Source organism: Bradyrhizobium sp. AZCC 1721 (genome assembly GCF_036924715.1).
Taxonomy (GTDB): Bacteria; Pseudomonadota; Alphaproteobacteria; order Rhizobiales; family Xanthobacteraceae; genus Bradyrhizobium.
Genome location: NZ_JAZHSB010000001.1, coordinates 1,956,703 through 1,983,337, shown reverse-complemented (window position 1 = coordinate 1,983,337; position 26,635 = coordinate 1,956,703). Strand labels below are relative to the sequence as shown.

Annotated in this window: 20 protein-coding genes and 4 pseudogenes; 6 read left to right on the top strand and 18 right to left on the bottom strand. The window is 61.1% G+C overall.

The window, feature by feature from the left end:
* The first annotated feature begins 23 nt into the window (after nucleotides 1-23).
* The gene (locus tag V1273_RS09620; RefSeq protein ID WP_334409405.1) at nucleotides 24-1,796 is read left to right on the top strand and encodes an adenylate/guanylate cyclase domain-containing protein; all 1,773 of its coding nucleotides are present in this window, start codon (nucleotides 24-26) and stop codon (nucleotides 1,794-1,796) included.
* 197 nt (nucleotides 1,797-1,993) lie between these two features.
* Here the strand turns inward: V1273_RS09620 and V1273_RS09615 are convergent.
* From V1273_RS09615 to V1273_RS34000, 4 genes and pseudogenes are all read right to left on the bottom strand, one after another.
* A pseudogene (locus tag V1273_RS09615) lies at nucleotides 1,994-2,466 on the bottom strand (VOC family protein).
* A 221-nt stretch (nucleotides 2,467-2,687) separates the two neighbouring features.
* Nucleotides 2,688-3,751 (bottom strand): annotated as a pseudogene (locus V1273_RS09610) (transposase).
* Nucleotides 3,752-3,894: 143 nt separating this feature from the next.
* On the bottom strand, nucleotides 3,895-6,990 hold the full coding sequence (locus V1273_RS09605) for an AAA family ATPase (RefSeq protein WP_334409404.1): 3,096 nt from the start codon (nucleotides 6,988-6,990) through the stop codon (nucleotides 3,895-3,897).
* 237 nt (nucleotides 6,991-7,227) lie between these two features.
* Nucleotides 7,228-7,305, bottom strand: a pseudogene (locus V1273_RS34000) (zinc-ribbon domain-containing protein); the annotation flags it as partial.
* Nucleotides 7,306-8,054: 749 nt separating this feature from the next.
* Here V1273_RS34000 and V1273_RS09595 point away from each other — a divergent pair.
* Nucleotides 8,055-8,846 carry a cyclic nucleotide-binding domain-containing protein gene (locus V1273_RS09595; protein WP_334409402.1) on the top strand — a complete coding sequence of 264 codons (792 nt, stop codon included), beginning with the start codon at nucleotides 8,055-8,057 and terminating at the stop codon, nucleotides 8,844-8,846.
* Between the two features lie 544 nt (nucleotides 8,847-9,390).
* Here the strand turns inward: V1273_RS09595 and V1273_RS09590 are convergent.
* Nucleotides 9,391-10,510, bottom strand: a pseudogene (locus V1273_RS09590) (IS630 family transposase).
* A gap of 71 nt (nucleotides 10,511-10,581) precedes the next feature.
* Between V1273_RS09590 and V1273_RS09585 the strand changes: the two are divergent.
* Nucleotides 10,582-10,971 (top strand): hypothetical protein, encoded by a 390-nt coding sequence (locus V1273_RS09585; RefSeq protein ID WP_334409400.1) that lies wholly within the window; start codon nucleotides 10,582-10,584, stop codon nucleotides 10,969-10,971.
* A 70-nt stretch (nucleotides 10,972-11,041) separates the two neighbouring features.
* Here V1273_RS09585 and phnY read toward each other — a convergent pair whose 3' ends face one another.
* The 6 genes from phnY to psrA form a co-directional block, all read right to left on the bottom strand.
* A complete protein-coding gene (gene phnY, locus V1273_RS09580; protein ID WP_334409399.1) occupies nucleotides 11,042-12,493 on the bottom strand; it encodes a phosphonoacetaldehyde dehydrogenase in 1,452 nt (483 codons plus the stop codon).
* An 11-nt stretch (nucleotides 12,494-12,504) separates the two neighbouring features.
* Nucleotides 12,505-13,749, bottom strand: coding sequence for a phosphonoacetate hydrolase (gene phnA / locus V1273_RS09575; RefSeq protein WP_334409397.1), 1,245 nt, complete (start codon nucleotides 13,747-13,749; stop codon nucleotides 12,505-12,507).
* Nucleotides 13,750-13,864: 115 nt separating this feature from the next.
* On the bottom strand, nucleotides 13,865-14,662 hold the full coding sequence (gene phnE / locus V1273_RS09570) for a phosphonate ABC transporter, permease protein PhnE (protein ID WP_334367536.1): 798 nt from the start codon (nucleotides 14,660-14,662) through the stop codon (nucleotides 13,865-13,867).
* 13 nt (nucleotides 14,663-14,675) lie between these two features.
* Nucleotides 14,676-15,497 carry a phosphonate ABC transporter ATP-binding protein gene (phnC, locus tag V1273_RS09565; RefSeq protein WP_334367535.1) on the bottom strand — a complete coding sequence of 274 codons (822 nt, stop codon included), beginning with the start codon at nucleotides 15,495-15,497 and terminating at the stop codon, nucleotides 14,676-14,678.
* Nucleotides 15,498-15,547: 50 nt separating this feature from the next.
* Entirely contained in the window at nucleotides 15,548-16,354 is an 807-nt protein-coding gene (gene phnD, locus V1273_RS09560; protein WP_334409396.1) for a phosphonate ABC transporter substrate-binding protein, read from the bottom strand.
* Between the two features lie 152 nt (nucleotides 16,355-16,506).
* Nucleotides 16,507-17,598: an iron-containing alcohol dehydrogenase PsrA gene (gene psrA / locus V1273_RS09555; RefSeq protein ID WP_334367533.1), complete on the bottom strand. Its 1,092-nt coding sequence runs from the start codon at nucleotides 17,596-17,598 to the stop codon at nucleotides 16,507-16,509.
* A gap of 136 nt (nucleotides 17,599-17,734) precedes the next feature.
* Between psrA and V1273_RS09550 the strand changes: the two genes are divergently transcribed.
* On the top strand, nucleotides 17,735-18,613 hold the full coding sequence (locus V1273_RS09550) for a LysR substrate-binding domain-containing protein (RefSeq protein WP_334367532.1): 879 nt from the start codon (nucleotides 17,735-17,737) through the stop codon (nucleotides 18,611-18,613).
* A 524-nt stretch (nucleotides 18,614-19,137) separates the two neighbouring features.
* Here V1273_RS09550 and V1273_RS09545 read toward each other — a convergent pair.
* The 6 genes from V1273_RS09545 to V1273_RS09520 all read right to left on the bottom strand — a co-directional run bounded on the left by V1273_RS09545 (nucleotide 19,138) and on the right by V1273_RS09520 (nucleotide 23,928).
* Entirely contained in the window at nucleotides 19,138-20,232 is a 1,095-nt protein-coding gene (locus tag V1273_RS09545) for an ABC transporter permease (RefSeq protein WP_334409395.1), read from the bottom strand.
* A complete protein-coding gene (locus tag V1273_RS09540) occupies nucleotides 20,229-20,711 on the bottom strand; it encodes an ATP-binding cassette domain-containing protein (protein WP_334412186.1) in 483 nt (160 codons plus the stop codon). Before V1273_RS09540 ends, V1273_RS09545 begins: the two co-directional genes overlap by 4 nt.
* Nucleotides 20,708-21,832 carry a sugar ABC transporter ATP-binding protein gene (locus V1273_RS09535; RefSeq protein ID WP_334409393.1) on the bottom strand — a complete coding sequence of 375 codons (1,125 nt, stop codon included), beginning with the start codon at nucleotides 21,830-21,832 and terminating at the stop codon, nucleotides 20,708-20,710. Before V1273_RS09535 ends, V1273_RS09540 begins: the two co-directional genes overlap by 4 nt.
* Nucleotides 21,833-21,928: 96 nt before the next feature.
* The gene (locus V1273_RS09530) at nucleotides 21,929-22,921 is read right to left on the bottom strand and encodes a substrate-binding domain-containing protein (RefSeq protein WP_334409391.1); all 993 of its coding nucleotides are present in this window, start codon (nucleotides 22,919-22,921) and stop codon (nucleotides 21,929-21,931) included.
* Between the two features lie 128 nt (nucleotides 22,922-23,049).
* Nucleotides 23,050-23,544, bottom strand: a complete 495-nt coding sequence (locus V1273_RS09525; protein WP_334367529.1) for a hypothetical protein — start codon at nucleotides 23,542-23,544, stop codon at nucleotides 23,050-23,052.
* Nucleotides 23,545-23,631: 87 nt separating this feature from the next.
* A complete protein-coding gene (locus V1273_RS09520; RefSeq protein WP_334367528.1) occupies nucleotides 23,632-23,928 on the bottom strand; it encodes a putative quinol monooxygenase in 297 nt (98 codons plus the stop codon).
* Between the two features lie 304 nt (nucleotides 23,929-24,232).
* Here V1273_RS09520 and V1273_RS09515 point away from each other — a divergent pair, with 304 nt between their 5' ends.
* Complete coding sequence (locus tag V1273_RS09515; protein WP_334409390.1) at nucleotides 24,233-24,382, top strand: hypothetical protein; 150 nt, start codon at nucleotides 24,233-24,235, stop codon at nucleotides 24,380-24,382.
* An 89-nt stretch (nucleotides 24,383-24,471) separates the two neighbouring features.
* Here V1273_RS09515 and V1273_RS09510 read toward each other — a convergent pair whose 3' ends face one another.
* Entirely contained in the window at nucleotides 24,472-25,473 is a 1,002-nt protein-coding gene (locus V1273_RS09510) for an NmrA/HSCARG family protein (RefSeq protein ID WP_334409389.1), read from the bottom strand.
* 158 nt (nucleotides 25,474-25,631) lie between these two features.
* On the opposite strand from V1273_RS09510, the gene V1273_RS09505 reads away from it, so the two are divergent.
* Nucleotides 25,632-26,531 carry a LysR family transcriptional regulator gene (locus tag V1273_RS09505; RefSeq protein ID WP_334367525.1) on the top strand — a complete coding sequence of 300 codons (900 nt, stop codon included), beginning with the start codon at nucleotides 25,632-25,634 and terminating at the stop codon, nucleotides 26,529-26,531.
* Nucleotides 26,532-26,635: the final 104 nt, after the last annotated feature.

Below are 26,635 nucleotides of genomic sequence, written 5' to 3'. Positions count from 1 at the left end.
AGAGGAACTGGGGGAAGCCCCCAATGGCCTCAGATCAGACCAAACGCAAGCTCGCCGCTATTCTCGCCGCCGATATCGCCGGCTATAGCCGGCTGATGGGTGCGGACGAGGAGGGTACGCTTGCTCGCCTCAATCTCCTTCGCCGCGAGCTGATCGATCCAAAGAACAAGCAACATCGCGGCCGCATCGTGAAAACGACCGGTGATGGAATTCTAATTGAGTTTCCAAGCGTGGTGGATGCAGTACGCTGCGCGATCGAGGTTCAGCAGGGCATGGTTGACCGCAATGCCAACGTGCCGCAGGAAAAACGAATTGAGTTTCGCGTCGGGGTTAACCTTGGCGACGTGATGATCGAACGCCGAGACCTCTATGGCGATGGCGTGAACGTCGCGGCGCGACTTGAGGAGCTGGCCGAACCCGGCGGCATATGTATCTCGCGTACAGTCCTCAGTCACGCGCGCGATAAGGTGTCTTTCGACGTCGAGGACGCGGGCGAACAAACGCTGAAGAATATCGCCCGGCCTGTCCACGTTTACCGTATCATCATCGATCCCAGCCAGCGGCCCGCGACGCGCAAAACTGAGATCCCGGCGCTCGCCTTGCCCGACAAACCGTCCGTCGCCGTGCTGCCATTCACCAACATGAGCGGCGATCCCGAGCAAGAGTTCGTCTCCGACGGGATCGCGGAGGATGTGATCACGGCACTATCGCACTATCCCTCGCTGTTCGTCATCGCCCGGAACTCTTCCTTCACCTACAAGGGTCGAGCGGTCGATGTGAAACAAGTCGGACGCGAGCTCGGCATGCGCTATGTGCTCGAAGGTAGCGTGCGCAAGTCCGGCAATCGGATCCGCGTCACTGCGCAATTGATAGAGGCGGGAACCAGCAAGCATGTGTGGGCCGAGCGCTACGACCGCGATCTCGCCGATATTTTCGCGATGCAGGACGAGCTCACCGAAGCGCTGACGACCGCCCTGGCCCCCGCCATTGCAGACGCGGAGCTGCGACGCGCCATGCGCAAGCCACCGGAGAGCCTCGATGCCTGGGCGGCTTATCAACGCGGTCTGTGGCATCTGAGCAAAGCTACCCCAGACGACGATGCGACGGCAGAGGTTTTTTTTAAGCAGGCAATCGAGCTCGACCCGACCTTCGCCGGGGGCTACAGCGCGCTCGCCTTGTACCAGTTGCAAGCGGCCGCGATTTACCAAAAGCTGGATCTGCCAAACGCGCAACGCTCGGCCGAAACCCTGGCCCGTCGGGCGGTCGCGCTCGATGGCGCCGATGCAGAATCCCGTTCATGCCTCGGCTGGACCTTGCAAGCGCGCGGCGACGCCGACGGTGCGTTGGCGGAGATCGAGCGAGCTCTCTCTATGAGTCCAAATCTGGCCATCGCGCATGGCCACAGAGGCGCGACGTTGATCTTCGCAGGACGGCCAAGGGAAGGGCTCGCGGCTCTCGAAACCTGTATTAGGCTCGATCCCCGCGATCCGTATCTGGCAGTACGTTTGTTGCACGTTGCCTGTGGTCTGTATTTCTGCGGCGAATACGAGGCTTCGATCGAAGCCGCGAAACGGCTGATCCGGTCGTATCCCGATTTTCCAATGATCTACCGCTGGCCCGCGGCGGCGCTGGGCCAACTTGGGCGCACAACGGAAGCGAAGGGAGCATTGGAGAAGGCCGTCTCGCGCGCACCGCTAGCATTTGACATGTATGTCCGCAACAGAGCTCCGTGGTTTCGTCCGGAGGACCACGCTCATCTCGTCGAAGGCTTGCGCAAGGCCGGCTGGAAGGGTTGAGGCTGCGTAGAGCTCCGTTTCCGTCGCCGCCGCCCGATCCGGACGGCCTGTGATTTACAGGCGAATGTCCGCTATGGGTGGCGGTTGACCGGACCAACGGCGACTTCCGGTGTACCCCGGTGAACGGACATTCTCAGGATAGGCGGGCATGTCTCATAGGTGACCAATAGCAGCCATCACGGACTTCCTGCCTCGACTCAGCCGCGGCGCGCCGCCTCGATCACAGCGATGTCTATTTTCCTCATTTTCATCATCGCATCAAACGCGCGCTTGGCTTCGTTGCCACCTGCCGCCATTGCTGCGGTCAGCACGCGGGGCGTAATTTGCCACGAAACGCCCCATTTATCTTTGCACCAGCCGCAGGCGCTCTCTTGGCCGCCATTGCCGACGATGGCATTCCAATAGCGGTCGGTCTCAGTTTGATCGTCAGTGGCGATCTGAAACGAGAAGGCTTCGTTGTGTTTGAACATGGGACCGCCGTTGATGCCGATACACGAGACGCCGGCAACATTGAATTCGACCGTAAGCACATCTCCCTTCTTACCGGATGGGTAGTCACCCGGCGCACGGTGGACGGCACCCACAGTGCTATCAGGAAAGGTTTCGGCATAAAAACGAGCGGCTGCCTCAGCATCCCATCGTACCATAGACAAATAGTGTTCTTTGCCATTGCATATCCACTCACTTTGACCCAAGCCCGGCGGGCTGGTTTAAGCCCTAAGGACGAAGTCAATTAACGCCTGCCGACATCTGGCCAAGTTTTTTTGACACGTCCGTGCGCGACCACTGCGGAAGCCCAAAGATCCGTCACCGCCTTAGTTCCGAAATGGGTCTTGGCCGTGCAAAAACGCCCTTCCAGGAAGTCGATGAGAGGCCAGGACCGGTTCGGTCTCAGGCGACGATCGCAGCCATCAGCGGCTTGGTCCCGACGATGTTCATGACCCGTGTCAGGTTATAGGCCAGGACCGAGAGAGCCATCTCGGCGGCTACTTTTGGAAGCGTCTTGGTGAGGAAGTGTGTCGCCCCCATGCGGGCCTTCATCGTGCCGAACGGATGCTCGACCGTCTCGCGACGCACGCGCATGGCATGCGGGTTTGCATCAAGGCGCCGCTGCACGGCTTCGAGCAGATGCTCATGCTCCCATCGCGGAATCCGCCGCTCCGGTCCTGTCGTACACTGCGATTTAAGCGCACAATCTTGACAGGCTGTGGTCCAGTAGCCGACGACGCCGGAACCACGGCCGCTCGTCGCCATCGATCGGCTGTCGGGATCGGTCAGAGAGATTTGCTGGTCGGGCGACGCGAGCATCTGCTTCTCGTAGACGGCAAGCTTGCCCATTTCTTCCTTCAGCTTCGTCAGTTTCTCGGTAAGCCTTGTCACCTTCGCCGCCAGCGCCTCCGTCGGTTCCTGTCGATCGGCGGTATCAAGTTGGCTCAAATAGCGCGCGACGCTCTCCTCCAGCTGGGCACGCCGCCGTTCGCCCGTGTGAAGTTCTTATCCCGGTTGTTCACGGCCTTGAACTTGCTGCCATCGATGGCGACGCTCGCCGTCGCAAGAAGCCCCATTTCGCGGCAAAGTTCGACGAAGCGCGCACAGACCTTGCGCAGCGCCAAGCCGTTATCCTTCCGGAAGTCCGCGATCGTCTTGTGATCGGGAGCGAGCCGGCCCAGCAGCCACATCACCTCGACATTGCGTCCGGCTTCTCGTTCGAGCCGGCGGCTCGACTGCACCCGGTTTAGGTAGCCGTAAATGTAAAGCTTAAGCAGAACCGAGGGATGGTACGAGGGCCGACCAGTCGCCGCCGGCTCCACTCCTTCAAAGCTCATCTCCGCCAAATCGAGCGCACCGACAAACACGTCGATGACGCGGACGGGGTTGCCCTCGTCAATGAAATCATCGAGGCACTCGGGCAGTAGCGTCCATTGCCCACGAGCGGCCTCAACGAAGCGCCTCATCAGCTTCCCCCGCAGAATCACGAGAGAATCATAGCAAAGTAGCCGCGTTTTCACACAGCCAGGATCAGACTCGGAAGTCGGCCTCTGCAGGAAGCAGGTCCGCTCTTCCGCAAAAAGACGACATCCAATGTGCTTCAAGGCAGTCAGAATTCGGGCGGGCAATGACGATCAGCCGGGCTTCGACTTCTATGCGCTAGTTCGTCGAGTAAGGCTCCAGCATTTTTCAAGTCGGGTGTGTCGAAGCCCTCGGTGAACCATCCGTAGACCTGCGCGAGGAGACAGCGTGCTTCATTGCGCCTGTCCTGGTCGCACCAGAGTCGGGCGAGGCTGATGGCGGAGCGGAGTTCCCAGAGCTTCGCCTCCTGCTGGCGCGCGATCGCGATCGCGCGGAGAAAGTCGGCCTCCGCCTCGGCCTCAGCGTCCTGGTGAATGGTCCGCAACAGCTGGCCTCGCCGGCATCGCAGTTCGGCCTCGAACCACCGCACGCCCGATTTCTCGGTTAGAGACAAAGCCTCAGATAGTCGGCCGAGCCCGTCTTCGGGCGTTCCGGTCTTCACGTGCGCCGTGGCAAGCTGCGCGAGGTAGAACGGAAGAGTCCACGCCGCGCCGGATGCTTGGAATCCCTTGATCCCGAGCCGCAGCAGATCCATCCCGGCGTCTGGTTCGCCGGCCTCGACCAAGGTCCAGCCGCGATATGCCGTTCCCATCGCGAGAAAGAAGGCAAAGCCCTGCTCGGTAGTAAGCGCGATGAGCTCATCCGCGAGCAGGCGCACGGTCCGTGGATCGTCGAGCACGAAATGCAGCCGGCAGGCGACGCTTAACGCGAATGCGAGGCTGATGGGATGCGACAGCTCGCGCGCCTCTGCCAGGGCCTCCCTGCTCCGCGCCCGGGCCTGATCGGCGAAGCCCAAAAGCCCGAGTGTCAGCGACAGGAAGGAGAGCATCGCCACCCGGGCGTTCTCGGCGAACAGAAGCGTCAGAGATCGATGCTGCGTGGGATCGTAAAGTGCAAGCCCCTGCTCGAGGTGCGCGCGCGCCAGGCGCAACTCTCCGCGATGGAGCCAACTATCGCCGACCGCCCGATGACCGGCCACCCGGGCGGCCCTGTCGTTTTGTCGTCCGGCCAACTCAAGCAGTTCTTCGGCGGCGCGATGCGACAGTTTCGTCTCGGCGCGCACGTGGTGATGAACGAACTCGCCCCACAACGCCTTGAGCAGGTTCGGCGTGTCGTTCAGAAGCTCGCAGAGACGACGCGCCCGCGCGTAGGACTTTCCGGTCTCTTCGGCCGCATGGCCCCTTGCGGCGATCAGTGCGCCGCCGATTGCGAGTTGCAGTTGGAGTTCGGTGCGGCGGCTCTCGGCGGTGTCCGGTAGATCGGACAATAGATCGAGCGCCTTCCGCATCTGTCTGATCGCTTCTGCCGTGGCTGAGCGCGCCTTGGAACGTTCGCCGGCCTCCTGCCAATAGGAAACCGCCTTCTCGATCAGACCGGCATTTCCAAAGTGGTGCGCGAGGATCTCGGGTTGTGCTTCTGCCGTTGTCGCGAGCTTCGCCTCCAGTGCGCCAGCGATACGGCCGTGCAACTCGCGACGCTGGCCGCGCAGCAGCGTGCCGTATGCCGCGTCCTGCACCAATGCGTGTTTAAAGAGGAAGTGGGCATCGGGTGGCTCGCCGCGCCGAAACACCAACCCGGCACCTGTCAGCCGGTCTAGCGCCGATCGCAGCTCGCTCTCGCTCCGGCGCGCGGCGGCGGCGAGCAGATCGTAGGAGAACTCCCGGCCGATGGCCGCGCCGAGTTGCGCGACCTCCTTGGCGACCGGGCCAATACGGTCGAGCCTCGCCATCAGCGAAGCGTGCAAGGTGGGCGGCACTGCGAGCCGCGGGAGCGGTGCAGTGGAGACGGCGCGCTCGACCCCGGTGGCACCCGCTTCGAGCACAGCCTTGGTCAGTTCCTCGACGAACAGCGGCACACCGTCCGTTCGCTCGGCGATCTCAGTGACGAGCTCGGGCGGCAGTCCCCGGTCGCCTGTCATGCTCCGGATCAGCGCGGCGCCAGCGTTCTGATCAAGGCGGTTCAGAACCATCGTGCTGACGTGTGACTTTCTGGTCCATACAGACTGAAACTCGGGGCGGAAGGTGATCAGCGACAGCACCGGCAGGGTCGCCACCCGATCGATGGTCCGGTCCAGCAACTCGCGCGAGCTCGGATCGATCCATTGCGCGTCCTCGAAGACCATCATGACTGGGTGTCGCCGGGCCAGACCTTCAAGCTGCCGAAACAGGGCGTCAAAGGTCTTCTCTTTCTTTCGCTGGGGCGTAAGGGCAATCGGCAGATATCGCTCGCTGGTCGGGATCGATAGCAGCTCGGCAAGGATTGCTATGTCCTCGTCGGGCGGCAATGCTGGGGATAGCACCGCCTGCAGCTTGCTGAACCTGTGCTCCGGCGTGTCCTCGCGCTCGAAATCGACGGTTCGCTGCAGCTGAGCAATGAAGGGATACAGCGCGCTATCCTGATGATGCGGCGCGCAGAAATACCGCAAGCGAGTGTGCGGCTCGTCCCCGATGCGCTCCTGGAGAGCCGCGACGAGGCGCGATTTGCCAATCCCCGGCTCCCCCGCCAGCAACACTACCTGGCCAGTGCCCGTCCTGGCACGCTGCCAATGCTGCACTAGCAGCTCAAGCTCCTCCTCGCGCCCAACCAATGGCGTGAGCTCTGCCGCGTGGAACGCCTCGAAGCGGCTTTCCGCCGTTCCCTCACGCAGCACCCGCCAGGCGCGCACCGGGGCGGCGAAGCCCTTCAGCATCACCGCGCCGAGATCCTCGTAATCAAAGAGCCCGCCGATGAGCCGCCGCGTGTCCTCGGCGATTACCACCCCGTCGGGCTCGGCGAGCGCTTGCAGTCGGGCGGCCAGGTTCGGCGTTTCGCCGAGCACCGCCTGCGGCTCGGCGGCCTCACTGCCGATGAGGTCCCCCACGATAACCAGACCAGTCGCGAGCCCGAGACGCACCCGCAGCTCGAGATCCGGTGGGGCGCTCGGCGCGTGCCGGGCCGCGGCGATCTCAAGCGCGGCGCGCACCGCGCTCTCGGGATCATCCTCACGCGCTGAAGGATGACCGAACAGGATCAGCATGCCATCGCCGATGTAGCGGCTGATCGTGCCCCCGTACTTGCGGACGATGGCCGCCACACCATCGCGGTACTCGGCGATGACCTCCCGTAGATCTTCCGGGTCGAGCATGATCGCAAGCGCCGTCGAGCCGACGAGGTCGCAGAACATCACTGTGAGTTGGCGGCGCTCGGCGGAAGAACTTGGCGCGGATGACAAGGTCGAGGGCTCCGTGACCCGCACCACGGTGGACGTCGCCGGTCGAGCCGCTGCCGATACTCGCGCGGCTTCCGTCGGCGTAAGCGCTGCGCCGCAGTCGCCGCAGAACCTTTTACCCGACGGGTTGTCGGCTCCGCACGCAGGGCAGCGCACGAATAGCGGCGCGCCGCAGTCGCCGCAGACTTTCTTACTCTCTGGGTTGACTCTGCCGCAGCTCGGGCAATCCATGTCGCACCCGATCCAATTGCTGATCTACATGAGCTCTCATCGGTCTTCCTCTAAGAGCGAACCTTCAGAGCGCGACATTGCTCCTTGGTTCCGGCAATTCCGGGCTAATGCAATTGGGAAGCTTCCTGGCTGTTGCATTTGCCATTTCGAACGCAGCTGCGACCTGCGCGATCAAGGACAGTTTGTTCATGGCAAGCTCCCTAGAAAACAGGGACAGTCGCACCACGACTTCCAGCAATAATCTTAGTCCAATCCGCTCGCACCAAATGTGCGCCGTTTCACATCATTCAGTTTGTCCGCTCCTGGCAGCCTTAGGCTTCAACTTGCACGGGCTCCAACCGAGCATCGTGGGCAGTTCAAGTAAGCACATGGACAACGCGCTGTATGGAAGGCATGAACCTCCAAAGGACTGCGCGCCGATAAATGGGCGGTCGGCAGACAAACCAGACACTCAACGGTCAAACGGTCAGCAATTCAATCGACGTCGGCGATGAATGACAGGACATGTCGAGCCCAGTCCCTTGCGTGGGTCATATGCGGCGGGGAGGCCAGCGCGGATCGATGTCCGATCTACCGCAGACAACCGACGTGACAACGGCCTAAGTGTTGCTCGGCTGAGGGCCAGACTCGGAAGTTCCCGATTTTTGCGACACTATTGCCCTGCACTTGCGAAAGCCGCCTGGGAGCCGGCATTACCTCTCTTCAGCTCAGGGCAGATGCAACGGCAAAGCGAACTAGAGAGCGGGCAATTGCCGAATTCACCGCCCGAGGTAAGATCGATCGATTGCACCGAGACCGCTGGTAATCTTACTCAAACGGTCGTTATCCGACTTCAATTATCAGTATCCGGGATATCCGACGAATACCGACGGCTTTGCGCGGAGGATGATCCGATGGAGTCCAGCAGTGCAGATTCTTCGACGATACTAGACCGCATTCTTGATGCGGCGGCGGACAATCTCAGGATCGCAAAGATTCTGGTTCAGATGGGTCTCGATCCGAACAACATCACCTACGACGCACTATTCAACCGGCTGCTGGAAATTGTGCTGGCCAACATCACGCTTGCCAATATGTTCGCCCTGGTTGGCGCCATCTTTCTTGTCGCTACCTTGCTGATGCATACAATGGTGCCGCTGCGCGTCGCGAACATAGCCGGCTGCACATTCTTCGTCGCCTTTGGCGCGCTCTCCGGAAACGTCGGAACTTTTATCCTGTATCTGCTGTTGCTGCCGATCAATGCAATTCGCCTCCGCCAGATGCTCAATCTGATCAAGAGGGCACGCATCGCGACGGAGGGCGATACCTCATTGGAATGGCTCAAACCGTTCATGACCGAGCGCAAATATCGCAGCGGCGATAAATTGTTCAAGAAAGATGATGCGGCCACCGAGATGTTCCTGACGGTCACTGGAAAGTTCCTGGTCACGGAGATCAGCGTCGAAATTCCGCCGGGACGTCTCATGGGCGAACTTGGCTTCCTTACTCCCAATAAACGGCGAACCGCGACCGTCGAATGCATAGAAGAGGACAAGTCCTGACCATAACTTATGAAAGGCTGCTCGAAATCTACTTTCAAAATCCGCAATTCGGCTATTACTTTCTCGTCCTGACCAGCCAGCGCCTGCTGGAAAACATCTCGCGGCTCGAAGGAATTATCGCACAAGAGAAAGCCGCGCGGCAGACTCTAGCCACGGATGACATAGCTTAACCTTTGGCTCTTGATGTCCCGCACTTTTGGTAACAGGACATCCCGACGCAGTGCGGGTCTCGCGAGGCAACAATTTCCGGTTCGGGCAATCCCGTCGTTCCGACCGTGCGTCAATCACTTCCGGTCTACCCCGATAAGCAGACGTTTTCTGAGCCCGTCGGCATGTCTCAAAGGGGCCAGGATGCGAAGAACTCACCGTGAGCAAAACTGTGCGTTTGAGGAGCTGCTGGGCACAACCTTGCCCGAATTGAAGAATCGGTTGTTACGGTAAGCGGGACACCGGCTCGGCAGGTCCCTGACCAAGCCCGTTGCCTACTCGCCAAGGCCGCATTTCTGGACCGCACTAGTGTCCTGAACCAAAAGTCCGTGGCATTTTAAGCGCTGGTTGGCAGATTGTAAGCGCAGAAGCGTTCGACTGATCTGAGAATATCGTCGGCTGATTTTGTCCATCGGAACGGCTTTGGGTTGTTGTTATGGTGTTCGATAAAGGACATGATCTCGGCGCGTAGTGCAGCCACACTGCGATAGATGCCGCGCCGGATCTTGCGCTCGGTGATGAGTGCAAAGAAACGTTCGACCTGATTGAGCCAGGATGAACTGGTTGGCGTCAAATGGACGTGCCAGCGCGGCCTCTTGGCCAGCCAGTTGCGGATCAGCGGCGTCTTGTGGGTTGCGTAATTGTCCATGACGAGATGAACGTCCAGACCGTCGGGTACGGCGGCTTCGATCTCGTCGAGAAATTTGCGGAACTCTTTGGCGCGATGGCGCCCGTAACACTTGCCGATGACCCGACCGGTTGCGATGTCGAGGGCAGCAAACAGCGATGTGGTGCCGTGACGTTTGTAGTCGTGACTACGGCGCGCCGGCTGGCCAGGTCGCATGGGCAGCATGGGCTGGCTGCGGTCCAGCGCCTGAATCTGCGACTTCTCATCGACACACAGCACGATGGCGCGCTTGGGCGGGGCCACGTAGAGGCCGACGACGTCACGAACCTTGGCCACGAAATCGGGGTCGGTCGAGAGCTTGAAGGTCTCCAACCGGTGCGGTTGCAGGCCGAACGCGCCATATCCGCTGTACGCTCGAGACTGACAGCCCGCTAGCCCGCGCCATGCCGCGCGAACTCCAGTGGGTGGCATCGGGGGGCTTCGTCTCAAGGGTGCGAACGATCATCGCCTCGATGCGGGCATCCTCGATCGTGCGCGGTGTCCCCGATCGCGGCTCGTCCCGAAGACCTTCAAGCCGACGTTCGGCGAAGCGCTGACGCCACTTGCTGACCGTGTCGGGGTCAATACCCAGGCGGGCCGCTACGACCTTGCTCTGCTCGCCCTCAGCACATGCCAGGATGATCCGAGCCCGCAGCGCCAAGCCCTGCGCCGTGCTCCGGCGCGATGCCAGCGACGTCAACTCGGCGCGTTCCACATCGTCGAGCCCCAGCGGGGTAAAAGCGTCGACCCATAGCCAGTCCTCCCCAAAATTGTGAAGGTCCGCTATCATCGAGTCGATTTGGAGTCCGCTGTACTTCTGATTGAGGACACTACTTTCGCACCAGAAACAGCCTGAACGAAATGCAGACGCGATCAAACGCAACCGAAACCGCAGCAAAAACAACGAAGCCGATCGTTATCCCGCCGCTCATAACGGTCTGGTTGCAGGTTCGAGTCCTGCCGGGCCCACCAGCCTTCTACGGCTCGGCAAGCCATCCTGCGATCATCAACGGGAAAGACAGCCGCAAGGCCGACGTGGTTCGCGGTCCCAACCAAAATATCGAAAACAACCCCATGCAAAGTAGCAATGGTCGCTGGCATGGATGCTTGCAATCCCGCGAGAACATTTTGACACGTCGGGTAAATCAGGGGCACTATTCAATGATCGCGCAATTTGAAAAACACCCATGGGCCTGCCCGACAACGGGCTCTTCGGCGCGATTGCAGGCAAAAATCCTTACCCACAACTGAATTGCCCCGACCTCCTTCAATCGGGGTTGAGCCAAGTCTCTCAAAAAAGCATGAGCGGCTCAGCAACAACTTAACTCTGCCAGGGCAGCGAGTACGTCCGGACGTTGGTGAACCCTTTCATGGCCTCCACAACTCCCTCCTTGTAGCCCTGCCCAGAGTCCTTGATGCCGCCGAACGGCGACATCTCGGTGCGATAGCCCGGCACCTCCCACACGTTCACGGTGCCGACCTCAAGTTCGTTGATGAAGCGCGTAATGTAATCGAGGCGATTTGTGCAAACTCCGGAAGACAGCCCGTAGGCTGTCGAATTGGAAATGCGGATCACCTCTGCGATGTCGTTCGGACAGCGAATCATCGGGATCACTGGTCCAAACGTCTCCTCATGCACGAGTTCGCAATCGTACGGCACGCGGTCGACGACGGTTGGGGCATAGAGGGCGCCCTGGCGATCGTTGCCGTGAAGCAGCTCGGCGCCCTTCGTCACCGCGTCATTGACACGGTTCTCGAACAGAACAGCGGATCGTTCATTGATGACCGTGCCAACATCGGTTTCCGGATCGGCCGGGTCGCCGCATTTCAGCTTCCTGGCCTTTTCGTGCACGCATTTCGAGAATTCATCGGCGATCTTCTCGACGACGAGAATGCGCTTCACCGCTGTGCAGCGCTGGCCCGAATTCTTCGTCGCGCCCTGCACGGCCAGCTCGGCCGCCTTGTCGAGGTCGGCGTCCTCCATGACGATCAGCGGATCGTTGCCGCCGAGTTCGAGCACGATACGCTTGTAGCCTGCGGTGCGGGCGATGTGCTTGCCGACCCGAACGGAGCCCGTGAAAGTAACCAGGTCTGCGTCCGGATCCGTGATCATCGCATCACCCATCGTGGACGGATTACCCGTGACCACGGAGAGCATCTCAGGCGGCAGTCCCGCTTCGTAGAGCACGTCCGCGAGTGCAAGTGCGGTCAGCGGAGTCAGCTCAGTCGGTTTGAGAACGACCCGGTTGTTCGTTGCGATCGCAGGCGCGAGCTTGTGGCTCACCATGTTGAGCGGATGATTGAATGGCGTGATCGCCGAGATGACGCCCAGCAACGGGGTCCGCAGCGTGTGGATACGGCGCGCCTTGCCGTTCGGCGAGATGTCGCAGGCATAGGACTCGCCGTCGTCCTTGACCGCGAGTTGTGCGGCGAACGACCAGACGTCGTAGGCGCGCGTCGACTCGTAGATCGCGTCCTTCCAGCAGAGGCCGGACTCCGCGGATATGATACGCGCGAAGGATGCGCGCCGACCGCGCAGCAGTTCAGCAGCCTTCTGCAGAATTTGCTGACGCTCGAAGCGCGACAGTTTTGGCTTGAACGCTTTCGCCTTGCCAAACGCTTCGCGCACGTGTTCGGGGCGCGCTGCCGGCACGGTGCCGACGAGCGACCCGTCGTAGGGATTGCGGACCTCGATCACATCGTCGGTCGTGACGTGTTTGCCGGCAATGCGCAACGCCTCTCGCTTTGCCGCGTAACTGAAAGGCACATTCATGGCATCGATCCTCAGGCTACGAGATTCAACGCGACGTCGAAGACGTCGAAATTGCGCAGCATACGGCCGGCAGGAACCACGATCTTTCGATTCGCGATCATCGGCACGGTCTGCTCCGTGAGACCGCCGTGCGAACGCAGCGGCTCAGTTAGTCCCGACAGATCGTGCTTGGCGGCGGAGGTGCCGAGCACCTTGTGTTTCGACGACAGCACGACGACGTCGCCAATACGGTCGGCCGGAAGCTCGAACCGCTTGCACGCCTCTTCCGCCGGGATCGCAACCTCGACCCCCGCGATAGTCTTGATGTGATCGAGCACGGCTTGCCGCTTGTCGTTATCGACGTAGACAGTCGCGAATGAGCCGAGCGCACCATGATGCGCGACGTACGGGTCTGTGATCGGCAGAATCACGCGCGTCATCCCGGCACCGAATTTCCCGTCAAGGATCTCCTGCAGGTAGATGACGTCCGGCTCGCCGTTTGGCAGATGTTTGTCGTTCATGCCGTGATCGGCGGTCATCACCAGCACGCAGCCCAGCGCATCGAGCTCTCCGACGTAGCGGTCGAACATCTTGTAGAAGCTGTCGGCGATCGCAGAACCCGGCGCCGCCTTGTGCTGCACGTAGTCCGTGGTCGAAAGATACATCACGTCCGGCCGGAAGGTCTTGAGCAGCTTGACGCCGGCCGCGAAGACGAACTCCGACAGATCGGCCGAATAGACTTCCGGCAATTTCATACCGACGAATTCGAGCACGTTTTCGATGCCGTTTTCGGCCATGTTGGCCTTGTCGGCCTTCTCCGACGAGAACGCGATGGCGGTCCCCTTTTGGAAGTCGAGGCCCTTCCCCAGCAGCGTGCGCAACTTGTCCTTCGCGGTCACCATGGCGACCTTGCTGCCGGCCTTCTGGAACTCGGCGAGGATCGTGGGTGCGCGCAGGAAGCGGGCGTCGTTCATCATTACTTCCTGCTTTACCTCGCGGTCATAGAAGAAGTTGCCGGCGATGCCGTGCACGGCCGGCGGTCGGCCGGTGATGATCGACAGGTTGTTCGGGTTTGTGAAGCTCGGGATCACCGACAGCGCGAGCGTGTTCGTGCCGGTCTTCAGTATCCGTTCGAGGTTGGGGCAGAGTCCCTTCTCGATAGCGCGCTCGATATAGCCGGGCTCGGAACCGTCGATACAAATGACGACGGTCGGGGTATTGGGGACGCGATAGCTGCGGCCATTCGTCGTCACGGAAGCGGGAGTACGTGTGAGCATGGCTCATCCTTTCCAGTGTTGCGCCACGCGGTGACGCTCTAAGGGGTGTCTTTTTCCCGGCAATACCGAGAGGCGGATAAAGTGGCCGGCAATGTTCGGTGCCGGCCGAGTTGCGTCAGCGGATCATCGAGCGGACGCGGGAGGAAAGGAGGTCGGTGACCAACACCATCGCAAGGATGACCAGGATGCAGGTCGCCGTGTCCTGATATTGGAACAGCTTCATCGAGGACACGAGTTCGAAACCGATGCCGCCCGCGCCGACCATGCCGAGCACGGTGGATTGGCGCACGTTGGTCTCGAGACGGTAGAAGATGGTACCGAGCCAGGCCGGCAGCACTTGCGGCAGCACGCCGAAGAAGAAGGTCTTGAACGGGCCGGCGGCGGCCGAGCGGAACGCTTCGAGCGGACCTTCGTCGATGTCTTCCATGGCTTCGGCAAAGAACTTGCCGAGCATACCCGCGCCGTGGATGGCGAGAGCGAGCACGCCGGCGAACGGGCCGAGGCCGATGGCGGCGACGAAGATCAGCGCCAGGATAATCTCGTTGATGCCGCGCATGCAGTTCAGCACTTGGCGGGTGAAGTGATAAATCGCCGGATGCGGTGAAAGGTTGCGAGCCGCAAAAAAGCTGATCGGCAGCGAGATCGCCACGCCGAGCAACGTTCCCCAGATCGCGACCTGCAGGCTTTCCAGCGCGGGCCGCCAGAGCTTCTCAATGAACTCCAGATTCGGCGGCATCATGCGGACCAGAAAGTCCCACATATAAGGGATGCCGTTCCAGAGATTGGCCGCGTTGATCTGCGATCCGACTGCAGCCCAATACAGGAAGCCCACGATCACCAGACCGAGGACGCCGGTGCCCCACCAGCCGAAGCGGCCCTGAGGCGGACGAAGAACGAGTTGGTAGCTGGACATGGTCGTCTCCTGCTCAGGCGGATGCCGCAAGGGCGATGGGATCGAGCGAATTCGACACCAGGCGTGGGCCGGCATTCGGCCGCAACACGCGGGCGACGCCCGGATCTTCCAATCCCGGATAGATCTGGTGCACGACGTCGACAGTGAGGTGGTCCGGCGTATCGTCGAACACCACTTTGCCTCCCGAGAGACCAACGATGCGCTCGCCAAATTCGACTGCGTAGTCGACCTGATGCAGATTGCAGATGACGGCGATGCCTTCTTCCTTGCAGATCGCCTTGAGATAGCCGAGCACGACACGCGAGGTTTTCGGGTCGAGGCTGGCCACCGGCTCGTCGCACAGGATGACCGCCGGGCGTTGGGCCAGCGCACGGGCAATGCCGATGCGCTGCTGCTCGCCGCCGGAGAGCTGGTCGGCGCGCGCCATTGCCTTGTGTGTCAGCTCGACGCGCTGAAGACATTCCATTGCGATCTCGACGTCCTTCGTCGGGAAGATTTGAAGCGCCGAGAGGATCGACGACATCCCGGCCATGCGACCGACCAGGATGTTCTTGAGTACGGTGAGTCGCTTTACCAGGTTGTGGTGCTGGAAGATCATCGCGACCGGGCGCAAGCGTCCGCCGGCCGCGCGTTTGGAGTCGAAGATCGTGCCGTCGATGACGATCTGGCCGGCGTCCGGCGGCGTGAGGCCGTTGATGCAACGGAGCATGGTGGATTTTCCGGCGCCGCTCGGCCCCAGCACGACGAGGAATTCGCCTGACTTGACTTCGAGGTCGATGCCCTGGAGCACCGGCTTCCCGCCGTAAGATTTCTTCAAACCTGCGATCTTGATCATCTGAGCAGTCCTATGCCGGAGGGTGGTTACGGCGGGTCAGCGCAGCGGGCTCATTTCATCTTTTTCAGATCGAGATTGAGCGCCTTTGCGGTATCCCGAATCACATCGTAGGCCGCATCGTTGGTTTCGACGAAGCGGTTGAGCTTGCCCTGGTCGGCCCAGGTGATGTCCTTGATGTTAAAGAACGCGGTCTTGATCTTTGCCTTCAGTTCCGGTGTCAGATTCTTGCGCCACACCGTCGGCGATTCCGGGATCGGGTCAGAACTCCACACGACGTGGATGTCCTCGCGCTTGACGAGATTCTTCTGCACTGCGGCGTCGAAGATGCGGTCAGCGATGGTGGCCGCGTCGACACGCTTGTTGGCGACCGCCAGTGCGTTGGCATCGTGCGAGCCGGTGAAAAGAACGCGGCCAAAGAACTTCTCCGGGTCGATTCCGAGCTTGAGCAGGCCGGCCTTGGGGAAGAGATGGCCGGAAGTCGAAGACGGATCGACGAACGCGAAGGTCCTGCCCTTCAGATCGTTGATGTCCTTGATGCCACTGTCTTTCCGTGTGATGATCTGGCTGTGATAGAAAGTACGTCCGGACTTTTGTGTCTCGGCGGTAGCAAACGCCTCGATGTTGGCCACGGAGGCGCCGAGCACATAGGAGAACGGGCCGAGATAGGCCACCTCGATGTGACCGGCGCGCATCGCCTCGATGACGCCGTTGTAGTCGGCGGCAACGAACCCCTGCACCTTCATGCCGAGATTCTTTTCGAGCGCATCGAGCAGCTGCTGGCTCGACGCCAGCATCGCGCGAGAATCTTCTGATGGAATGAGACCGACGCGGATCACACCCCTCTGCACGCAACACATTCGGCATGGCGACCAAGGCGCCGGCCACAGCAACGGACCCGACGAGCATTTTCCGACGCGTGATGTTCATGTTTTCCTCCTGTGATTCCGTTGGTCTTTTTGACCATTGCCGGTGGTTTGTGATGGGCGCGTTCGCCTCTAGGTCTGTTTCACTACGCTGCCTTGACCGTCTGCCTTCCAATGAAATTCCTGCCGCGCTCGCCTTCCAGCGCCTTCTCGACCAGGCGTGTCCATTCCGCCGGCGAAACGCCGTAGGCGGCAGGATCAGTCTTGACGCCGATCCCCTCGAGGAAAGACCGCAGCTTGCGGACACCTTCGCTGAGGTCCGGGCCAAAGATGCGGCGCAGTGCGGCGTCGCAGTCGGGGCTGTTGCCTATTGCCCACCCCATCACGATCGGCAGCGAGAACGAACAGGCGATGCCGTGGATCAGTCCGATCTTCAGCGTAATGTCGTAGGAGATGTTGTGGGCCAAAGCCGTCTTGGTCTGCGAGAAAGCGAAGCCGGCGAGCAGGCTGCCGCGCGCCTGACGGGTGCGCAGATCGATATCGCCGAGATTGTCGAGCAGGCCCGGCAGCGTTTCGATGATCTCGCGCGCGGCCTCGACCGCGAAGCCGGCCGAGACCGAGTTGGCGTTGACGTTCCAGATGCTCTCGAGCGCATGTGACAGGGAGTCGAGACCGGTCGCCAGGGTCAGCCCTCGCGGCGCCCCAAGGATAAGCTGCGGATCGAGCACGGCGGCTTCGGGATAGAGCAACGGATGCGCCAGCGAATACTTGCTGCCGTTGGCCGAGTCCCACACGGTTGCCCAGTGGGTGACTTCGCTGCCTGTTCCGGAAGTAGTCGGCACCGCAATGATCGGCACGATCGCCGACGTGTCCAGCGGGACCTTCTCGGTAAGATGGCGGCGGACATTCTCGAAGTCGCCCTTGCTTGCAGCCAGCACCTTGGCCGCATCCATCATCGAGCCGCCACCGAGGGCAACGATGACTTCAGGCGCTTGCATTGCAGCGCCGAAGACACGGCAGGAATTCACCAGATCGGCGCAGTCCGGGTTTGTCTCGATATTGTCGATGACGGCAACCGGCTCGCCCGCGACCTTTGTAAGGCGCGCCGCCAGGTCGTTGAAAATCGGTTGATTATAGGTCACGAGGGCATAGCGGCGCTTGCCGATCAGACCTCCGACTTCATCGAATGTCCCTGCGCCGAAGCGAACTTTTACGGGATTCCAGTAGGCCCACCGCATAACGTTCCACCCTTGATCGCGCCTGAAGCGCTGCTACTTCCGCGCTTCTCGTGAGCGCTCGTTGTGGTCCGGACCATTGCTGAACGCTGTTACATCGACAAATTGATTTTTTCAGAGAAATAGATAGATTTGTTCTATGCGATATACCCAGATTCGCTCCTTCCATGCTGTGGCGACTGCAGGCGGCTTCAATGCCGCGTCGGATGCAGTTCACATCACGCAGCCGACGCTGACAGCCCAGGTCGGCGCGCTGGAGGAGGAGTACGGCGTCGAGCTCTTCATCAAGAAGGGCCGCCGCCGCGAGTTGACCGACACGGGACGGCAACTACTGGCGATTACGTCGCGCCTGTTTGCCGAGGAAGAAGAAGCGGTCGCATTCCTGGAGCAGTCGCGCGAGCTCAAGACCGGTCGGCTTTCGATTGGCGCGGTCGGCCCCTATCACGTCACCGAGATGCTTGCGGCCTTCAATCGCGCCTATCCGGGGATCGAACTCGCCGTGAAGCTCGGCAACTCGCACGAGGTCCTCGATGATCTTCTTGACTACAAGAGCGACATCGCGGTGCTAGCGCACATTGATGAGGACGATCGTCTTCTCACTCTTCCATATAGACGCCATCCAGTCGGCGTCTTTGTGCGCACCGATCATCCGCTGGCGAAGCAGAAGAGCGTCAAGATCTCCGAACTCGAAGGCGAACCACTAATTATCCGTGAGACCGGCTCTACGACGCGACGCGCGTTCGAGCAAGCGCTCGCTAAGGCAAAGATCAAGCCGCGCATCGTCATGGAGATCGGAAGCCGCGAGGCGATCCGCGAAGCCGTCATTCGCGGGTTGGGCATAAGCTACGTCTCCGAAGCCGAGTTCGTTCCAGACTCTTCTCTGCGCCTCATCCCAATCAGTAATGCGGGAATCTTCACCTATGCGCATGTTGTGATCTTGCGGAAACGCGAAACCAGCCGGATCATCCGCGCGTTTCTCGAAGTCGTGCGTAAGACAAAGGTTTCCAATACAAAGTAGCGTCGTTCGAGGTAATTGGGTTGAGCGGGAGTAATTGCCTGGAGAGCACTATTGGCCGAGCAATGACCGCTTTGGCTCAGAAACAGAAGAGGCTTAGCTTGCGCAGGCGACTTGCGTCTCTCGCGCGATAGCGAAGGCTTCCTACACCACGCATTGTTCGCCCACCCCAAGATTCACACATCCGAGGCGGGACTGCAGACCGCACCAGTTTCGCACCAAAAACGATTTGAACAAACCGCAGCGAACGCAACCGAACTCGAACGAAAATGTAGAAGAATCAACGAAGCCGACCATTGTCCTCCCGCTCATAACGGTCTGGTTGCAGGTTCGAGCTCCGCCCGCGCCAGCAATCGCGATTTCAATCAGGCGCGCCTATATTTGGATCATCAGTGCGCACGGACTGCCTGACGTTCGCAAGGTTGACTGACTTACGCTTTGCCCAGTCATCTAAGTTAGGCGGGCGATACTGGGGCACTTCGCGCCGACGATCGAATACCGAGCGGTCAATCGTCTCGTTGACATTCCTAAGGGCCATGACTGATAGCATCTACCCGCGTCGCGAACGAGGGCGAGACCAGACCTGCTGAAATAGTCACTCGCTTCTTAGCGTTGTCTTGCGCATTCCCCCAGCCCGCAGACCGCGAGCTGACCAGCACGGCCAGCAGCACCACGATGCCGTTGGCAACGTCCTGGGCGTAGGAGTTGATACCCAGCAGCACCATCGCATTGTTGAGCACGGCGATGAAAAGACCTCCAAGCAGCGTGCCCAGCATCGACCCCTTGCCGCCCGACAGGCTGGCGCCCCCGACGATCACCGAAGTGATGACCGCGAACTCGACGCCGTAGCCGATGTTCGGGTTGCCGGAGCCGAGGCGCGAGGTCATCAGCACACCGCTGATGGCAGCCAATCCCCCGGTGAGCGCGAAGAGCACCGTGCGGATGCGCCTGACCGGAATCCCGGAAAGGTGCGCGGCTTCCGCGTTTCCGCCGATGGCATAAACCGAGCGGCCGAACGTCGTGCGCGAGGCGACAACGGTGAACACCACAAACGTCACCAGCATGACCAGCGCCGGTACCGGGACGCCCAGGACGGCGCCACTACCCCACACCTCGAAGCTCTCACCGAGGATCGGAATCGGTATCGCGTCGGTCATGAGCATGGCTGCGCCGCGGAGCGCGGAGAACATCGCCAGCGTTACGATGAACGACGGAATGTTGAAGTAGGCGCGAATGGCGCCGGCGCCGGCCCCGATCGCAACGCCGAGGACAATTACCCCGAGCGCGGCACTCAACAGGGACAGGTGGAAAGAGGCCGTAAGTATCCCGAACAGGGCGGAGGAAAATGCGAGCGCCGATCCGACGCTCACGTCGATCTCGCCAGCAATGATGACCAGCGTCATGCCGTAGGCGATGATGCCCGTGAACGCGACCTGGCGAAGAACGTCCAGCAAATTGCCGGTCGTCGCAAAGTTGGGGGCGAACAGTGTCGCCAGCGCGCACAGAACGATCAATGCCACCAGCAGCCCCTTGATCTCGGCATCCAAGCGTAAGAGCCGCGATGGTGGAGCCGCTGCGCGAACTGCATCGCTTGTGGTCGTGGTTTCGGTGGTCATGTTCATCTGCCAACTCGTCGGGAATCAGTGCGGGTCGTGCCCATCACGACAGCCATCACGTCGGCCAGATCGGTTTGCGCGACGCTGCGCTCGCCAACGATCTTGCCGTCCTTCATGAGCAGCAAACGGTCGCAGAGCAACATCAGCTCTTCCATTTCGGAGGAAGCGACGAGCACCGCTGTCCCCTGTGCCGCCAACTGTTCGAGAAGCTCGTAAATCTGGTGTTTGGCTTCGATATCGACGCCGCGGGTCGGCTCGTCCAACAGGAGCACCTTCACGTCGGCGTTCAAGCACTTGCCGAGGACGACCTTCTGCTGATTGCCGCCGGACAAGGTGCGAACCGGGTCCAGGAGACTCGCCAGCTTGACCGACATGCGCGAGGCGGCTCGCTGCGACAGCTGCGACTGCCTGCGGTACGACAGCAGCGCCACCCCGTGCACGATTTTCTGCATCGACGACAGAACAAGGTTCTCGGAGATGCTCATGTCGAGCACGAGGCCTTCCTTCTTGCGATCCTCCGCGCCAGACCGACTCCCCGCCGGATCATGGCGCGCGGAGATCGGTCCGCCGCTCCCTTGCCGAAGATCTCGATCCGGCCTGTGGCGACCGGGTCGAGGCCATAGACGGCGCGCAACAACTCGGTTCGGCCGGAGCCAAGCAGTCCCGCCAGACCGACAATCTCGCCCTGGCGGACCTCGAAGCTCAGTCCCCCAAGCTTGGTGACGGTGGTGAGTCCGCGCACCTTGAGGGCAATATCGCCTGGCGGCCGCTGCGCACGCTTGCGAGGCGTCGCGCCGCTCGCTTCACCCGTCATGAGCCTCACGATCTCGGCTGTGGGAGCAGCTGCAATCGGCAGGGTATCGATGTGGCGTCCGTCGCGCAGTACGGTGACGCTGTGCGCGATCCGCTGAATCTCGTCCATGCGATGCGAGACATACACCACCGCGACGCCTCGATCCGACAACACGCCGATGGTCCGCAGCAGGATTTCGACTTCCGAGGCCGGTAACGAACTGGTCGGTTCGTCCAGGATCAAAACCCTAGGCTTGAACGACAGGCCGCGCGCGATTTCCACAAGTTGCTGCTGGGCGATCGACAGCTTGCGCACCTTGGCCGCGGGGTCGATTTTCGCACCGAATTCGGCCAGCACGGCAGCGGCCTCGCGATGCACGGCCGGTTGGTCGATGAACCACCCGCGCCGGTGGCTGCGCCAGCGACCGAGCAGGATGTTTTCGGCGACGCTCAATTCCGGCACCAGACTCAGTTCTTGATGTACCGTGGCAATTCCCCGGGCATTGGCGTGCCCGGGCGCGAAGATGTCGATCGGGCGTCCGCCGATCTTGAGCGTGCCAGCGTCGGGCGCTTCGGCTCCGGAGAGGATCTTGACCAGCGTGGACTTGCCGGCGCCGTTCTTGCCGAGCAGCGCCCGCACCTCGCCCGCCGCCACGGCGAAGTTCACGCCCTTCAGGGCTTGCACGCCGGGGTAGGACTTCCTCAGCCCCGCCGATTCGATCGCGCCGACGGCCAACGACGTTTCCGCTCGGAATGCAAGTGGCGTGCGCGTCGAGATCGACGTGACCGCGCTGGTCTTGACCACGCTCGACATCTCCTCCTCCCATTTTTGCCTGTGCTGCGGGGAAGACGCGCGGATCGATCGTCGTCTCGCGGCCGGACACATCCTGCGACCGGCGTCCGCGGGGGCTCACCGGTTGTCGGCGATATACTTCAGTGCCGCGGCCGCACCGCCCTTGCTGAATGTCGGGGAAGGACACAACTGGTAGAAGTCACCTACCGGTCGCTTGCGAGCGGCATTAATGGCAGCCTCCAGACCACGCGCGCCCAAGCAGCGCGGGTCCTGCCCGGTGGTCCAGTGGACGATGCCGTCGGACGACGCGATCAGTTTCGCAACCTGGGTATTGATATCGATGCCAAACACGGCAACCTTGCCAGCCAGACCTTTGGCCTTGATTGCTTGCGCCGCTGCGATGATCCCGTCCTCGTTCTCGGCAATGAAGACATTGGCGTCCGGATTTGCGGCCAGCATCGAATCCGCGATCAGGCGGGCCTTGTCGACCACGAAGCCCTCCTGCTCCGCCAGGATCTTGACGTCCAGGCCGGCGAGTTGCTCGTTCAGTCCTTTGCGCCGCTCCTTGCAGACGTCATAGGACTCGCAAGTCAGCATCAGGATCTTCGCCTTGCCGCCCAGTTCGTCCCTGATGTAGGCCGCGGCTTGCTTGCCCGTCGTGACGCCGAGGATCGTATTGTCGCTCTTGACGAAGGCTTGCGCCAGCTCCTTGTCCTCCGGGGCGTTGACGCAGGTAGTGTAGCAGATGACCGGAATGCCGGCGGATTTGGCGAAACGCAATGCCGCCAACGAGCCGGTCGGCGAGACCGCCGACACAAGGATCGCGTCGACCTTGCGGGTGATGAAGGTCTGGATGAACTGCGCTTCCTTGGTCGCGTCCAGGTTCGCGTTCTGGATGATCACATTGGCGTTGTGCTTTCTCGCGAAATCCTCGATCCCCTTGCGCGCATGGGCGAAGTGAGGATTGGGAAACAACTCGATCACACCGATCGTCAGCGGCTTGTCCGCTTGCGCCAACGCAGCCGTTGCGGCACCAAGCGCGACGACACCCGACAAGCCCCGCAACATCCCGCTTGCGATCGCGCGCAATAACCTTGATCTCGCATTCATCCGCGTCCCCTCCCTTCTTGAACTCTGCCGTCACCGGCAAGTGCTTCTTGTTTAGATCGAACCCAACGCAGCCAGTGGTGCGTCTATTCGTGGTTGGCTTCGTCACGGTCCGTGTATTGAGCGACTAGTCACGCCGTCTCGAACTGCCGGTAGGCCTCGGGATCGAACCACTCGAGCCCCGCCTTGAGGAAATTGTTTGGATCCACGGCCACCCCCTGACGCTCTTCGAAGGCGGAGTGAAAGTTCAACTCGAACTGGATGCCGTTCGGGTCGTAGGAGAAGAGTTGCCAAAGCGGGAAACCGGGCACGGACCGCTCGCGGTAGGGAATGCCCAGGATCCGACAGCGCTCGCGCGTCTCGCCAAATCCGTAGGCCGACAGCGCGATGTGATCGATGGCTCCGCTGCCCGTCGGTATGCGCCCGTCGTTGCCGAGAGCCGCCGAGCCGGTGTAGATGTGGAAGATCGAGCCGCCGTATGGCGTGTTGAGCTGCATCCAGTAGCCCGGAAACTCGAAAGGCGGCCGTGGCGACTCGGCCATGCCGAAAACCTGTTCGTAAAAGCGCTTGGTCGCTTCGGGTTTGCCGGTCTTGATGGCGATGTGAAAGAGGCTGGTGGCTGGCATGACTGGCTCCGGCGTATGTGGTGACGGTCGATAGGAGGGCGCAGGGTCGCTTCGTGTGGCTCGATCGTGTTGGCTGGCGGCGCAGGCTCAACTACCCGGGCGCACCAGATGGCCCTTGAAGATTTGCCAGTACTCCGTCATCTCGCCCGCCACCGCCCTGAAGCGCGCCACCTGCGCCGACTCCATGTGCCGTTCCCAAAGGGCGCGGCTTTCCCATAACTCGGTGAAGACCCAACTCTGCCCGTCCTCGGCTTCGTTCATCTCGTAGCGAAGGCAGCCTTCTTCGGCGAGCGTGGGGAGCAGCAACGACTTGAGGATCGGGCGCACCTCGTCGGCCTTGCCGGGCTTGGCCTGTGCGCTGCCGATAATGACGAGGGTGGACATGGATGAATGCTCCTGATGGTTCGTTTGGAAGAGAGGCCACACTTGCGTTTTGTGCAGGCAGCCGCGAGACGGCCCCGCCGGGTTGCGTTAGTCTCGCAAGACGATGGCAGCGACCGATGTGGGTTCAACGGTCCGGGGTTGTCTTGTTGCGAGCATCACTTGATGATCGCGGCCGATCTGGAATCGGGGGCATCGCGTTGTCTCCTCCTGCAGGAGCGCCATGTGCTTCACTGGCGCTTTTTTTGGCGTTGCGGGCCGGTGAAATTTCCGTTGCTCCGAGCCATATTTCAAATCGCAAAAATTTTTGGCTACCATCCATCTGATGGATAGCAAGCGCCTCATCCTCAATCTTCTGGTCGCACCGGCGGCGTTCTTGATGGAGCAGATCATGACAAAGGCGCCGCTGGCCTGCCTGGCCAGCCAGCGGTCGTCAGTGCCAAGTTGGGTCGTCTAAGGGACGAATGAGTTCGATGACAGAGTCGCGGCTGATGGCGCCGCGGTGCCGTGGCGCCCTCCCGCGTCGACGACGCAGTGTCGCCGCTGTCACGTGGGTGCAAGCTGGGCGCGGTCGGGCTCAGGCGCCGCGCCATACGACAGCCAGTCGCCTTGCCAACTACTGCGCTTCAGGAATTGCTCCCAGGTCAATGCATGCGGATCGATTTTCCGGCTCCATGTCAGGTCGCGCTCCGGGGCGTAATAGCCATACTCGACGGCATACTCCACCATCCCCACCAACTCGCGCACGAGATGCTCGTCGGTCGCAAAACTCGGAAAGTGGCGCAGCAGATCTTCGCGCGAGTAAGCGGAGGCATAACGTGCCCGCTGCCCGGTGACGCGCACAAACGTGTCTACCATGTCCTGGGCCGAGAGAAACTCGCCGATGACCGGCAAGGTCTTGCCGGCATATTGCGTCGGGTGGTCGAAAATCTCGCGCACCGCCGGCCCGGCCGCGGTGAGCGGATCACAGAACGGCATGGGGATGTGCGGCGGCAAGTATATGGCAAGCGTTATGCCGTCGTCCCCGCGCTGCGGCACATAATATTCAAGGAAGTTGGTGTAGAAGAACGCCAGGTACACGAACGAGCTGCGAATGGGCAGGCTGCGAATATAGTCTGCCACCTTCGCCTTATCAGTAAAGTGCGGCGCCCACTTGGTGCCGCCGGTGCGCGCTTCGACATTTTCAAGCCCGCTGAAAACCACGTGCTCGACGCCAGCGGCGAGCGCCGCATCGGCCAATTCCTTGCCGAGGGTAAACTCAAGTTCGGCGGGCGGTACCTTGACGATGGGCGGAGTCATCAAGAACGCCCCCGCCGAACCGCGCATGGCCGCGGTCAGCTCGGCCTGCATGCCGGGTTGAAGCGGCGCAACCACGACTTCGGCACCCTTCTGCGCCAGGAATTGCGCGGGCCGGCTATCGCGTCGCCGGGTCAGGGCGCGCACCCGGTAGCGCCCGCTGTCGAGCAAGGCCTCGGCGACACTTCGGCCTTGCTTGCTCGAGGCGCCGACAACAGTGATCAGGGGCTTGGAGGTATCGGCTTGGATCATCTGCTTCTCCTGGTTTGAGAGCTAGGCGGTTTCCGCGCGATCTCCTTCCACCAAGCTGGCAAAGCATGAGCGTGGCGACCATCTGCCCTAAGCCACGAAGTATCGGCCGCTCAGAGCTATATTTGAAATCGTGGAAGTGTTCGGCTACTATCCATCCAATGGATAGCAAGCGCCTTGACCTGAATCTGTTGGTCACTCTGGAGACGTTGCTGGTAGAGCAGAACGTGACGAAGGCGGCCGTCCGCCTGCATCTGAGTCAACCAGCGGTCAGCGCTCAGCTAAACCGTCTCAGGCATGAGTTCGATGACCTGCTGTTAATCCCTGCACAGCGAGGGATGACCCCGACCGCCAAGGCAATCGAACTGCTCGACCCATTGCGCCAAGCCCTCGACCAGGTGCGCGCAACCCTTGCCACGCACAGAAACTTCGACCCTGTCAAAGCCAAGCTAACCGTCACCATCGCCTGCACAGACTATCTGCAGGCAGCGGTGGTGAAACCGCTCGTCGTGGAACTCAGGACGCGGGCGCCCGGAGTTCGCGTAGCCCTGCGCAATCTGGACATGCCGCAGTTGGAGGCGCAGATGGCACGCGGTGATGTCGACCTGGTGCTCATGACGCCACAAGTGGCGCCGCCTGGTCTTCGTACGAGGCACTTGTTCGACGAGCGCTACGTGCTGATCGGCCGCCGGAAGCATCCACGACTACGAGATGGAATCACGGTCGAAGAATTTGCCAAACTGGAGCATGTGGTCGTTTCGCTTGGCGACGGCAGTTTCGTGACACCAGTCGATAGCGCGTTGGCTGCTCTCGGACACAGGCGCAATGCAGTGCTGTCCGCGGCTTCATTCTTGTTCGTTCCTGAAATCGTGTCCGGCTCGGATTTCGTGGCCCTGGTTCCGGAACGGCTAGTACGTGACCGTGCCGACAAGCTCAAGGTGATGGACTGTCCGTTCCCCGTGGAAGGGTTCGCGGTCGGGATGGTATGGCACGAGCGCAGTCACGGGCACAGCGGCCAGCACTGGGTCCGGGAGACTATCGCCTCACTGATCAATGCTTAGGTCAGGCCAGCAGCCGAATATTTCGCGCTGTATTTCTACTCGCTCGCCATTGACGACGAACTAGGGGCCCGATCCGGCCTGCATCGTACAATATCGCGGATCAT

What these genes read in the sequence shown, in the direction of transcription:
- V1273_RS09620 (WP_334409405.1), top strand. Translation starts at nt 24, where the DNA reads ATGGCCTCAGATCAGACCAAACGCAAGCTCGCCGCTATTCTCGCCGCC.
- V1273_RS09605 (WP_334409404.1), bottom strand. Translation starts at nt 6,990, where the DNA reads ATGCTCGACCCGGAAGATCTACGGGAGGTCATCGCCGAGTACCGCGAT.
- V1273_RS09585 (WP_334409400.1), top strand. Translation starts at nt 10,582, where the DNA reads ATGCAGACGCGATCAAACGCAACCGAAACCGCAGCAAAAACAACGAAG.
- phnY (WP_334409399.1), bottom strand. Translation starts at nt 12,493, where the DNA reads ATGAATGTGCCTTTCAGTTACGCGGCAAAGCGAGAGGCGTTGCGCATT.
- phnA (WP_334409397.1), bottom strand. Translation starts at nt 13,749, where the DNA reads ATGCTCACACGTACTCCCGCTTCCGTGACGACGAATGGCCGCAGCTAT.
- phnE (WP_334367536.1), bottom strand. Translation starts at nt 14,662, where the DNA reads ATGTCCAGCTACCAACTCGTTCTTCGTCCGCCTCAGGGCCGCTTCGGC.
- phnC (WP_334367535.1), bottom strand. Translation starts at nt 15,497, where the DNA reads ATGATCAAGATCGCAGGTTTGAAGAAATCTTACGGCGGGAAGCCGGTG.
- phnD (WP_334409396.1), bottom strand. Translation starts at nt 16,354, where the DNA reads ATGTGTTGCGTGCAGAGGGGTGTGATCCGCGTCGGTCTCATTCCATCA.
- psrA (WP_334367533.1), bottom strand. Translation starts at nt 17,598, where the DNA reads ATGCGGTGGGCCTACTGGAATCCCGTAAAAGTTCGCTTCGGCGCAGGG.
- V1273_RS09550 (WP_334367532.1), top strand. Translation starts at nt 17,735, where the DNA reads ATGCGATATACCCAGATTCGCTCCTTCCATGCTGTGGCGACTGCAGGC.
- V1273_RS09545 (WP_334409395.1), bottom strand. Translation starts at nt 20,232, where the DNA reads ATGAACATGACCACCGAAACCACGACCACAAGCGATGCAGTTCGCGCA.
- V1273_RS09540 (WP_334412186.1), bottom strand. Translation starts at nt 20,711, where the DNA reads ATGAGCATCTCCGAGAACCTTGTTCTGTCGTCGATGCAGAAAATCGTG.
- V1273_RS09535 (WP_334409393.1), bottom strand. Translation starts at nt 21,832, where the DNA reads ATGTCGAGCGTGGTCAAGACCAGCGCGGTCACGTCGATCTCGACGCGC.
- V1273_RS09530 (WP_334409391.1), bottom strand. Translation starts at nt 22,921, where the DNA reads ATGAATGCGAGATCAAGGTTATTGCGCGCGATCGCAAGCGGGATGTTG.
- V1273_RS09525 (WP_334367529.1), bottom strand. Translation starts at nt 23,544, where the DNA reads ATGCCAGCCACCAGCCTCTTTCACATCGCCATCAAGACCGGCAAACCC.
- V1273_RS09520 (WP_334367528.1), bottom strand. Translation starts at nt 23,928, where the DNA reads ATGTCCACCCTCGTCATTATCGGCAGCGCACAGGCCAAGCCCGGCAAG.
- V1273_RS09510 (WP_334409389.1), bottom strand. Translation starts at nt 25,473, where the DNA reads ATGATCCAAGCCGATACCTCCAAGCCCCTGATCACTGTTGTCGGCGCC.
- V1273_RS09505 (WP_334367525.1), top strand. Translation starts at nt 25,632, where the DNA reads ATGGATAGCAAGCGCCTTGACCTGAATCTGTTGGTCACTCTGGAGACG.